Here is an 11182-nt window from a genome sequence, read left to right on the forward strand (position 1 = left end):
GAAATCGAAAACGGTCAGGACTGAAATCAGCACCATTTCAGGCAGGTAGGCATCATAGAACTAGCACTGAGGAGAAAAGGCAATGGAGGTTAGAAGGTCTGTTCGTCAGATAATCTTGGCCCTCGCTCTTTGTACCATTACAGTCATGCACCCTTCAGGAGACTCGCTAGCTGCGCCCTTGCTCTTAGACGAGTTTTCCAGTTCAGCGTTGGATAGCTCCCGATGGACTATTATTAATGGTGCATTCGGTATCCAGGTGATTAATGGTGTATTGCAATTATCGGGGGGTCCAGATCATAAAGATGTTAATTCCCTCGCAACTTTCCAGCCTGGTACTGACATGCTCATGGCAACAGCCCGCATCAGCTTAGGCGGCGATTACCAGAAATTTGGGTTCGGCGTAAATTCGTTTTTGACGCCAATTGGTTTTTATTTCGATACCTATGATGCCAGGTTTGGCCCAACTATCAACTCTATACGAGCACTGGTGCTTTCTGGTTCTACAGGTACAGAACTCCTGAATGTAGGCATCCCAGTTTCCTGGGGCACTTATCATAATTTCACGGTTAACTGGACGCCGACCACAGTGAGCTTCTTCATTGATGGAAAAAGAGTGGCCAATTATAAGTACAATGCCACATCAGTAGCTCTTCCTGTCGGTGTTTGGAACGACCGAATGCCGACAATGATAACTGACATAGTAAAAGTGTCGGCAGGCCCTACCGTCACGACTCTGGCCAAGCTTGCTGAGGATGCCTACAGCCCTATTGCTTTTGGAGCAGACGGGTATAGCATCATAGATGATATTCTTACTATAGATGGCCTCAGTGCGAATGCATACCAGAAAAACAATCATATTGTAATTGCGATTCGTGGCACGGATACACAGAGTAATAAGGAAACTACCATTAAAAACTTTCTAGGAGACACATCCTTTGGAACTGGAACTCCAAATCTTCAGTTCATCAAGTACACGGTGGACATAGTAGACTTTTTAGCAGGCATAGCTGCTCAGCATTCCAACGCAGATATCACACTTACTGGCCATTCTCTTGGCGGAGGGATTGCACAGCTCTTGGGGGCAACGGCGAATCTCCGAACAATAACCTTCGATGCCCCTGGTCCCGCAGCTTTGCTGTCTCCGCTTATTGGTCTAGGTCTACTTAAGCCAATCGCTAACTTGCAGAATTTTTCGACGTCCCCAGAGATTACCAACTATCGGCTCTATGGGGATGCGATTTCGTTGGTTGGAACTCAACTTGGAGGAAGTGTGACAGTAGACCCGCCAGCGAACTTGGCTCGCATGGATATTGACAATGCTCCTTGGAACTTTCTCGACTATCACGGCATAGAGTTACTTCGCTTACAGATTAGCGCTGATGCCACTGAAACCGAAGGGGTAATCGGTGGGACGCCACTTGTTCTGGGCGTCAACTACATTGTTCCGACAACTGCAGCAAACAATACATTGAGATTTTTCGTGAATGCAGCGAGTGGCATAGAATATCTGCTCGATCCATTACCAGGTATCGGATACACCCTACTGGCAGACACTAGCTCACCATTCTTTCACTCAATCGGGCTTCCACATCTAGACACAGTCTCAGCATGGCGTCTTAATTACCTTGTAAACGGTGTTTGGTCTAGTGACCAATTCTTGACAGGTCTAGATGACTTCATCTTCGGACCAAACGTCAACGGTGTTCGATTCTTTCCACTCGATTCTGACGGTCTGCCTGTATTTAATGTCTCCCCTTTTGCATTCGGATTGTCTTTTACCAGCGACGGAGTATTTAGTGGCACTCTTCTGATTGATCCAGGTCCTGAGACAGTGCCAGAACCACCGGATTGTTCGGATGCTATAGCGTCTCCGGCGCAACTCTGGCCACCAAACCACAAGATGGTGCCTATAGAAATCCTTGGGGTCACGGATCCAAACAGAGATTCAGTGGCTATTACTGTTACCGCTGTGCAGCAGAATGAACCACTGCTTGGAACAGGAAATAATGACGCATGTCCAGATAGCAGTGGAATTGGTACTGCTACGGCCCTCGTGCGTGCAGAGCGGAGCGGAGAAGGACTCGGCCGTGTGTACTATATCAGTTTTATCGCTGTGGATGGCAAGGGCGGTCAGTGTGCTGGCACCGTAACGGTTTGTGTCCCACACGACCAAGGGGCAGGAGCAACATGTGTTGATAATGGTGTTATGGTGCCGTTAGCAGGGTTTTGCAAGTAGTGCCGTAGGCTGGGATGAGGTCGTACCGAATCCCACTAGTGGGCTGACACAGAAGTTTTGACAGGTTCAGAGGTTTCTAGGTCCACCGGGGTTTCAGAAGATTTCAAGGGAGGATAGAGGCGCTTGAGTTTGACCCGGGCCAAGTCGGTGCCGAACTGCCAGTGGATTTTGGTCTGACGTAGGTTGCGTGGGCCTTGCCAAGCGGCGATTTCCTTCCGCAAAGTTTCGAGGTTCGCAATGCGGCGATTCAAACACTGGCCGGCGAGAACAGCGAACTCACATTCCGCCATATTGAGCCAACTGCCATGCTTGGGGGTGTAATGAAATTCGAGCTTGCGGGTGATCCGGCGGGCTTCCTCTGGAGAAAAGACACTATACAAGGCCGCAGGAGTGTGGGTATTGAGGTTATCCACGACCAACCGGATTCGCTCCGCCTTCGGAAAGTACACATCAACGAGTTGCTGCATTTGCTGGGCAAAATCGCGTTTGGTGCGCTGTTTCGTGACATTAACATGACGCCACCCGCGCAAGGGTTGTACGAATAGAAATAAATTGGCGGTGCCTTCGCGTTTGTATTCACAGTCATAGCGCGCCGGTTGACCCGGGCGGGCGGGTTGAGGACAGCGGGTTTCGCTGGTCAATTGCACCGGACTTTCATCGAAGCACACTTGGGGGTATTGAGGATCATCGGGTTCGGCGTACAGGTCCAACACATCCTCCATATGCCAAACATAATCGGGACTGACACTGGGAATACACCATTCTTGACGTTGCCAGGGTTTGAGGTCGTTTTTTTAAGGATGCGCCGCACACTCTCACGGGAAATGGCTTCGATGGGCCGGAGTTCCATGAAGCGGTCCGCTAACAATTGGAGAGTCCACTGACAACGGCCAGCGGGCGGGGTACTACAGGCCAAGGCGACCAGAAAGGCGGCCTGTTTGCCGGTCAAGGCCGGGGGCAAACCGACTCGTGGCCGCTCGCTTAACGCCGCCAGCAACCCTTCGTCGACAAACCGTTGACGGGTACGATGAACGGTCGAAATCCCCAAGTGAAGGCTTTGGGCAATGGCCTCATCCGTCGCCCCTTCCGCAGCCTGCAGCAACACATGGGCACGGGCAACCTTGCGCGCCGCTGCCTTGCCTTTATGAATGACCTTCAGCAGGTCTTCCCGCTCCTCTTCAGTTAGATCAACCAGATACTTGTGGGCCATGGTGATTCCTCCTGTTGATCTCAACCATAGGGCACCCACCGCTACCTGTCAAAACTTCTGTGTCAGCCCACTAGGTAGCCAACTTGCGATTTAGCCAACTGGTTGAAAAGGAATTATAGAAACCGCCGCAACTGCACCGGTATCCGCTCCACCTCCCGTCCCTCCCCCGTCCCCAATGTCACCGCCGCCTCACCGGGCTTGAGCCAAAACTGCACCACGACCTCACCCCGGACGGCCACTCGATCCAGCCACGGCTGTAGCTCTTGGGCGCGGGCATAGTGGAGGGCAAGGATGCCGCCCTGGTAGATCGCCGGGTTGTAGCGTTCCAGGCTCTCCAGCCGTCCGGCCAGGGCGGGCGTCTTGCCGTCGGCAATCTCCACTTCCCCCAACAGGTAGTAGGGACGGTCGGGATCAATCCGGTTAATCAGCCCGCGCAGGGTCCGGCCTGTCATGTTGACTCGCTCAGCAACCACGCGCAGCGGTTCACCCTCGATGAGCCTTGCAGAAACCGGCAACAGGTTGTGTTGCGCTTGACTCTTGCCCACGGCTCGGGGTTTTCCCTCATACAGCACAATCAAGCCGTTTTTCCACAGGCCCATGACCGGGCAGCGGCAATGCACTCGCTCCAGGGTCAGATTATCGGATGCGATCAATTCCAGGTCGTACCAGTGCGTTCCGATCTGGCGCGTGTACTGCTCCACGGCAATATCGAAGCTCTTGAGCACCGCCTGGAGCGCATCCCGAAAGCCCCAGTGACTGAGCGGATACAAGGCGACGGTCAGACTCAGCAGCACGGCTAGCAGGATCATCTCCGCTTTGCTCCCGACCTGAATCCGCCAGTTCCGATTACCGGGCGTGACCAGCCGCACCGGCGAGGGCCAGAACAAATCCACGCCCCGGAGGTTCACCATATCCAGCCACAAGTGCGACCAGTAGCCGCCCACGATGCAACCCCAATAGTGCGGTTGAATCCAGGCCAGCGGATAGGTGACAACAGCCAGCGCCCCCAGGGCGACCAGGGAATGGGTCAAGGTGCGATGCCCGAAACGGCGCTCCAGCGGCACGGCGATGAACCAGAACAGCCGTCCGATCTTGGCGGGAGGATGATCGATGTCGGGCAGGAGGCTGGCGGCCACGATCAACAGCCCGCCGATCAAGTCGGGCTTGTAGCCAAACAGCGTCGCGCCGCCCAGATAGAGCACGGAGGCAAAGGCGGCATGGGTGCCCAGGGTCATGGGTCTATCCCGACCGCAGGGAAACACGCTGAATTCCCCGCCATCGCCGCCTTGCCGCAGGGCGGTAATGTTATTACTCTTGTAGCAACAAAAGAGGAATTTTTCATGGTTGAACTCAAGGTTCGCAAAGTCGGCAACTCGCTCGGTGTCGTTCTGCCCAAAGAGGTGATCCACCGCTTGAAGGCGAAAGATGGACAAGCCCTGTTCTTGATCGAAGCGCCGGACGGTGGCTATCAGCTCACCCCTTACGATCCGACCTTTGAACAGAAAATGGCGAAGGCGGAAGACCTTATTGAACGCTATCGCCACACGCTCCATGTGCTTGCCCAGTGACCGAGCCGCTCTGGATCGACACGCGGGACGCACTTGCCCTCCATGATCGCTTGCTCGCGCTGCACGGCGGCGCGCCCGGTGTGCGGGATCACGCCTTGCTGAATTCCGCGCTTGCTCGTCCGCAACAGCTTTACGCCTATGCCGATGCGCCTGACCTCCTCGACTTGGCGGCAGCCTACACCGCAGGCATCGTGCGCAATCATCCGTTCATCGATGGCAACAAGCGCACCGGTTTTATCGTCGGCATCTTGTTTCTCGAACTCAACGGCGCTCGCTTCACCGCACCCGAAGCGGAGGCGGCTCAGGCCGTTTTGGCGCTGGCCGCTGGGACGCTCGACGAAACGGTTCTGTTGCGTTAGCTGATAGGGTCGGATTTCGGTAAGCTACACGGCCCCTGTCCTGACTTGAGAACCCGCATGATCGATTTTAGAGGCCACCGCTTTGAACGAGACATCATCCTAACGAGTGTCCGTTGGTACCTCGCCTATCCGTTGAGCTATCGGAACCTGGAAGAGATGCTGGCGGAGCGGGGTGTCGACGTGGATCATTCCAGCGTCTACCGCTGGGTCCAGAAGTTTACGCCGCAGTTGGAAGCGGCTTTCCGCAAAGGACAAAAGCGCCCGGTGGGCACAAGTTGGCGGATGGATGAGACCTACATTAAGGTCAAAGGCCAGTGGAAGTACCTCTACCGCGCGGTTGATCGAGACGGCCAGACGATCGACTTCCTGTTCACGGCGCATCGCGATAAGAAAGCCGCCCTGCGCTTTCTCAAAAAGGCGATACGGCAGCACGGTCTTCCGGACAAAGTCACGATCGATAAGAGTGGCGCTAACACCGCTGCCCTGGATGCACTCCAGGAGGAGACGGGCGCCGCCATTGAGATTCGCCAAAACAAGTACTTAAATAATTTAGTGGAACAAGATCATCGCGCCGTTAAACGGATCGTCCGCCCCATGCTGGGGTTCAAAGGCTTTCATTCTGCTCGGACCACCCTGCGGGGCATCGAACTCCTGCACATGATCAAGAAGGGCCAAATGATCATGGCCGAAGGGACGAATCTCTCCGCCGCAGGACAATTTTATTCACTGGCTGCCTAATAACCTGCAAGGGTTACCCAATCGTGCTCGAAAAAAATTAACGCAACAGAACCAATACCGCTGAGGGTTTCTGGTCCCTGTTGCGTTCCTGGTTGCGACCCCATCGAGGAATTTCGCAAGAAAAGCTGCCGCTCTACCTGGGCTTCTTTCAGTTCGTGCATAACGTCCGCATTCGGGGCAAAGGCTTGCTCAGACCTCTCTTGGAACTGCTGGTCGCCTAACAACGCCAACTGACTGGAATCCATATTGAGCCTAACTTTATTAATCGGTATGAATTCAGGGTTTTAGTATAAAAACCATGTCTGGAACACTACCGACTGAGACATGGGTGACCTCATTTAGCTTCTCCGAAGCGTTATTGGTATAACACTCATTATATCAATGAGTTGAATGAGGTTCGCTTTTTTTTTATGGATAATCCGGGTTAGGAGTGTAGCCAAATACCCCGCAGCTTGCGGCGGGGTTCTTTACTGGGTTGGCCTTGAGAGATCATCGTCTTTTTCCAAGCGCACGGGTTGCCCAGCGTGTCCTGCTGTATTGCGCGCCGGCGGTGCGTATTTCACTGATGCCGGCCATCCATTTCACGGGATGACGGCCGGCGAGTTCAGTCGAAGGCGGCAGCGTATTTCACTCGGTCGGAGCGCAGCGACGCAGTGGATGAGTGTTTACTGTTCCGTGATGGAGTTCGTCAAGGGGGTTTTACGTTTTCGTAAGGATTCTCCGGTCAGGTTGAGGGTGTAGGCGTTATGGACGAGCCGATCGAGGAGGGCATCAGCCAGAGTGGGTTCGTCCAGATAGGCGTGCCAGCTTGCCACGGGCAACTGGCTGGTCACGAGGGTGGATTGACGGTGATGCCGGTCATCGAGGATTTCCAGAAGATCACGGCGGCCCTCGCTGGTGAGCGGTGTTAAGCCCCAGTCATCGATGACCAACACGTGTGCTTTAGCGTACTCGCGTAGCAGCTTGGGATAGCGGCCATCGGCGCGGGCCAACGCCAGTTCAGGGAGCAAGCGGGGCAAACGGACATAGCGCGCGGTATAGCCCAGACGACACGCATGCTGAGCCAAGGCACAAGCAATCCATGTTTTCCCCACGCCGGTGGGGCCGGTAATCAGGCAGTTGAGATGCTCCACAAGCCAGCGTTCACCGAGCAGATGCTGGATGAGGGTTTTATCCAGGCCCCGGGGATGTTGGTAATCCAGGTCTTCCCGGCAGGCTTGCTGGGGCAAACGGGCTTGCTGTAAGCGGTACTGGAGGCGACGATTCGCGCGTTCGGTCAGTTCGCGATCAACCAGGAGACTCAAGCGATCCGTAAAGCTGAGCTGATCGCTATCGGGCATCTGGAGTTGCTCGTGCAAGGCCTGACGCATGCCGCTGAGTTTCAAGGTGTGCAGTTGATCGAGAAGGGGTTGTTTCAGCATGGCGGAGGCTCCTGGGTTATTGGTAATAGCGTGCGCCGCGCACGTTCGCGTGGGTCGCGGTCGAAGGGATGGGCGGTGGCGAAGTCCCCGCATCCGGGAGGCGTTGCTGGTCCAGGCCATGCTTGAGAATCGACTCGATGCTCTTGTAACTCAGTCCCCCAATGGCTAACGCGCGCTGACAGGCGGCCTCCAAGCGGTCGGCGCCATAGGCTTTGCCCAGACGCAAGATGCCCAAGCACGAGCGGTAGCCCTGCTGAGGATGGGGCCGCGTGGCCAGGATACGTTCCACTAGAGTCGCCGTGTGGGGGCCGGTCTGGTGAGCCCAGCGCACTAACCGTTCGGGCGTCCATTCGGCGTACTCCCGATGGGCTTTGGGCATGTGGGCGGTTACGGTGGTATGGCGACCAGGCTGCGGATGGCGGCGATGACAAGCCACCCGCTGACGTTGATGGAAGACCTCGACCGTGGTGGCGGTCAGGCGCACCTCCACTTCCTGGCGCACCAGGAGGTAGGGGACCGAATAGTAATGGCGCTCGATGTCAATGTGATAGTCAATGTTGACGCGCGCTTTTTTCCATTGCGCGAACACGTAGGGTTCGGCCGGTAAGGGACGCAACGCCGGTTGTTCCAGCGTTGCAAACCAATGCTGACGGGAACCGGGGAGTTTTTTGAAGGCGCGCTGATTGAGGGCGTCGCGCAGTTCGCGGATGACCGTGTTGAGTTCGTCGAGACTGAACAGAGTCCGATGGCGCAAGCGGGCCAGAATCCAGCGTTCCACCACGAGCACGCCACTTTCCGCTTTGGCTTTATCACGCGGTTTTCGGACACGCGCGGGGATCACCGCGACGCCATAATGGGCGGCTAACTCCAGATAACTGGGGTTGAGGTCGGGCTCATAGCGGTGCGGCGTCTGGACGCCGGTTTTCAAATTATCTGGAACCACAATTTCCGGGACACCGCCGAAAAATGCAAAGGCCCGGACATGCGCCATGAGCCAGTCATCCAGTCCTTGGGTCCAGGTCGCCTCCACATAGGTGTAATTGCTGGCGCCCAGCACCGCAACAAACACTTGGGCCTGGCGGAGTTCACCCGTGATGCGGTCCACGATGGGCACGGTGGGACCGGCGTAGTCCACAAACACCTTCTCACCGGCCCGATGGGTCTGGCGCATCACCACATCGGTATGCGCCACCCAAGCCCGATACTGCTGGCAGAACCAGGTGTATTGATAGCCCTGGGGATGCGTGGCTTTGTACTCTTCCCACAAGAGCCACAAGGTGACGCCGGGGCGGCGTAATTCCTGGTGGACGGTGGCCCAATCCGGTTTTCCGCGATCCGCAGACCCAGCGGCGGGGCGCGGCGGAAACAACCGTCGTTCCAATTCATCGGCCATCATGCCCTTGGGCAGGGGCCAACCCAGGCCCGCTCGTCGGGCGCGTTGCAGATACTCTCCGACCGTGCTACGGCCGATCCCGCAACTCCGGGCAATTTGTGGTTGGCTATGGCCCGCCGCCTGCAAACGAAGCACTTCTTGAATCTTGCGCATGGATAACCTCTCAGTCGGCATGAGTTCCTCCTCGGAAAAAAAGGAACCAGCCTACAAGTTGTTAACCTGCGTCGCTGCTCATTGGCGAAACAACCCGCCGCCTTCCGTGTAATGGCCTGCCGCCTTCCGTGAAACGACCTGCCGTCATCCCGTGAAACGACCTGCCGTCATCCCGTGAAACGACCTGCCGTCATCCCGTGAAACGACCTGCCGTCATCCCGTGAAACGACCTGCCGTCATCCCGTGAAACGACCTGCCGTCATCCCGTGAAATACGCACGCCGGCGGTTCGGAGTTCTCCGGCAAAACCCGGATCACGCCGGTCATGGCCGGGCGTTCGGCTTTTCCAGAAAAGGTTTGGTTGGCATTCTGGCTCATATCGCCGCCGTGGGTGTTGGCCGGGCAGGGCGCATCCTGGTAGAAAATCCGCCCATTGTTCTCAACACACTTGTTGATGGCCATGGCTGGCGTAGCCAACAGACTCAATAACATGATTCCAGCCCATTGCTTATCTTTCATGATATTCCCATCGCGGATGCCTCAACAAAACGCTATTCTAGCTTGATACACGCCAGCCCGAGAGAGTTTCTCTGTTGAAAAAACCATGACCAGTAGGTCAGCATCCGCCCTCTCCCCTAAACCCGCTCTCGCAAGCAGACGAGTAGAGTAAGCGATCACACTCGTAACCAGAATAGAACAGGAGCAAGACATGACGACTGCCCGAATGTGGCGAACGCCCGGTGTTGTTCTCTTCAGTGGGGCGTTGGCGCTGTCCCTTTCCCTTGGTATTCGCCATGCCTTTGGACTGTTCCTACAACCCATGTCCGTTGATCTGGGCTGGGGACGGGAGGCTTTCGCTCTGGCGATTGCCACGCAAAATCTCATTTGGGGGTTGGCGCAACCGTTCGCGGGCCGGTTAGCCGATCGGCATGGCGCGGGCTGGATTGTGCTCAGCGGCGCGTTACTGTACGTGACCGGACTCTACTTGATGAGCCTGGCGGCCACCGAGTGGAGCTTACTGATCAGCGCAGGTTTGTTGATCGGCGTCGGCTTGAGCGGAACGACCTTTCCGGTGGTCTTTGGCGTCATCAGTCGGGTCGTTGCGCCGGAGAAGCGGAGCTGGGCGATGGGCGTTTCCATGTCTATCGGATCGCTTGGCCAGTTCCTGTTGTTGCCTGGTAGTAATGTGATGATTGCGGAATTAGGCTGGAGCCATGCGCTTTTGGTGCTGGCGGGGTTAAGCGTGCTCATGCTGCCCTTGTCCGCTGCGCTGATGGAACCGGGGCAAGGCGCGAAACATTCCGCCATGCCGTTGCGCGCTGTTCTCGCCGAGGCGGTGACTCATCGAGGATTCTGGTTGCTGTCCTTTGGGTTCTTTGTGTGTGGATTTCAAGTCATTTTCATCTCCACTCATCTCCCAGCCTTTCTCGTGGATCAGGGCTTGGCCCTGAGTTCCGGGGCAACGGTGCTCGCCCTGATTGGGCTGTTCAATATCGCGGGTTCCTTTCTGGCGGGATTCTGGGGCGGTCATTTCCCCAAGCCGTTGCTGCTTAGCGGGATTTACGCCGCTCGTTTGATCGTAATCGCGCTCTTTATCGGGTTCCCGGTAACCACATGGAGCGCCTGTGCGTTCGGCGTCGCCATGGGCCTCTTATGGTTAAGCACCGTGCCATTAACCAACGGTGTCGTAGCAACGCTTTTTGGCGTGGAGAATCTGTCGATGCTGGGCGGCATTGTGTTCCTGTTCCATCAGATGGGCGCTTTCCTCGGCGGCTGGCTGGGCGGCTACCTCTATGATCTGGCGGGCAACTATGACCGGGTCTGGATGATCGCTATTGCCTTGAGCGTCATTGCCGGCTTGCTCAATCTCCCGATCCGGGAGCGATCGGTTCCACGCCTTGTGCGGGCTGGCGCGTGAATCGATGAAGGCGCGTTCGTTAATGACCTTGGCGGGCGTCATCGCCTTAGGCGTTGCCCTGGGGTCAATGGCGCGGTTACTCCTGAATTATTACGGCTCGGCGGATATGACGATGACCGTGTTTCTTGCCAAGCTACCGGGATGTTGGTGAAGACCTGTTTCATCAGTTCCTATCCACTGCGGATTC

At 56.1% G+C, this 11182-nt stretch carries 10 protein-coding genes and 2 pseudogenes; 7 read left to right on the forward strand and 5 right to left on the reverse strand.

Going from position 1 to position 11182, the window contains the following annotated elements:
* Positions 1-82 precede the first annotated feature (82 nt).
* The gene (locus tag H6973_17740) at positions 83-2236 is read left to right on the forward strand and encodes a family 16 glycosylhydrolase (GenBank protein ID MCP5127412.1); all 2154 of its coding nucleotides are present in this window, start codon (positions 83-85) and stop codon (positions 2234-2236) included.
* 35 nt (positions 2237-2271) lie between these two features.
* Here the strand turns inward: H6973_17740 and H6973_17745 are convergent.
* Both H6973_17745 and H6973_17750 read right to left on the reverse strand, forming a co-directional pair.
* Positions 2272-3446 (reverse strand): annotated as a pseudogene (locus tag H6973_17745) (IS630 family transposase).
* A 113-nt stretch (positions 3447-3559) separates the two neighbouring features.
* Complete coding sequence (locus tag H6973_17750; GenBank protein ID MCP5127413.1) at positions 3560-4681, reverse strand: metal-dependent hydrolase; 1122 nt, start codon at positions 4679-4681, stop codon at positions 3560-3562.
* 105 nt (positions 4682-4786) lie between these two features.
* On the opposite strand from H6973_17750, the gene H6973_17755 reads away from it, so the two are divergent.
* From H6973_17755 to H6973_17770, 4 genes and pseudogenes are all read left to right on the forward strand, one after another.
* The gene (locus tag H6973_17755; GenBank protein MCP5127414.1) at positions 4787-5014 is read left to right on the forward strand and encodes an AbrB family transcriptional regulator; all 228 of its coding nucleotides are present in this window, start codon (positions 4787-4789) and stop codon (positions 5012-5014) included.
* Entirely contained in the window at positions 5011-5373 is a 363-nt protein-coding gene (locus H6973_17760) for a type II toxin-antitoxin system death-on-curing family toxin (protein MCP5127415.1), read from the forward strand. The genes H6973_17755 and H6973_17760 overlap by 4 nt, the downstream gene beginning before the upstream one ends.
* Positions 5374-5430: 57 nt before the next feature.
* Positions 5431-6111, forward strand: coding sequence for an IS6 family transposase (locus H6973_17765; protein MCP5127416.1), 681 nt, complete (start codon positions 5431-5433; stop codon positions 6109-6111).
* Between the two features lie 53 nt (positions 6112-6164).
* Positions 6165-6332, forward strand: a pseudogene (locus H6973_17770) (DDE transposase).
* 444 nt (positions 6333-6776) lie between these two features.
* On the opposite strand, the gene H6973_17775 reads toward H6973_17770, so the two are convergent.
* From H6973_17775 to H6973_17785, 3 genes are all read right to left on the reverse strand, one after another.
* Positions 6777-7532: an ATP-binding protein gene (locus tag H6973_17775; GenBank protein MCP5127417.1), complete on the reverse strand. Its 756-nt coding sequence runs from the start codon at positions 7530-7532 to the stop codon at positions 6777-6779.
* Between the two features lie 16 nt (positions 7533-7548).
* Positions 7549-9078 carry an IS21 family transposase gene (locus tag H6973_17780; protein ID MCP5127418.1) on the reverse strand — a complete coding sequence of 510 codons (1530 nt, stop codon included), beginning with the start codon at positions 9076-9078 and terminating at the stop codon, positions 7549-7551.
* A 236-nt stretch (positions 9079-9314) separates the two neighbouring features.
* Complete coding sequence (locus H6973_17785; protein MCP5127419.1) at positions 9315-9596, reverse strand: DUF4124 domain-containing protein; 282 nt, start codon at positions 9594-9596, stop codon at positions 9315-9317.
* A gap of 190 nt (positions 9597-9786) precedes the next feature.
* Here H6973_17785 and H6973_17790 point away from each other — a divergent pair, with 190 nt between their 5' ends.
* Positions 9787-10995, forward strand: a complete 1209-nt coding sequence (locus H6973_17790) for an MFS transporter (GenBank protein ID MCP5127420.1) — start codon at positions 9787-9789, stop codon at positions 10993-10995.
* A gap of 4 nt (positions 10996-10999) precedes the next feature.
* Complete coding sequence (locus H6973_17795; protein MCP5127421.1) at positions 11000-11146, forward strand: hypothetical protein; 147 nt, start codon at positions 11000-11002, stop codon at positions 11144-11146.
* The last annotated feature ends 36 nt before the right edge of the window (positions 11147-11182 follow it).

The organism is Gammaproteobacteria bacterium, assembly GCA_024235095.1.
Classification (GTDB): domain Bacteria; phylum Pseudomonadota; class Gammaproteobacteria; order Competibacterales; family Competibacteraceae; genus UBA2383.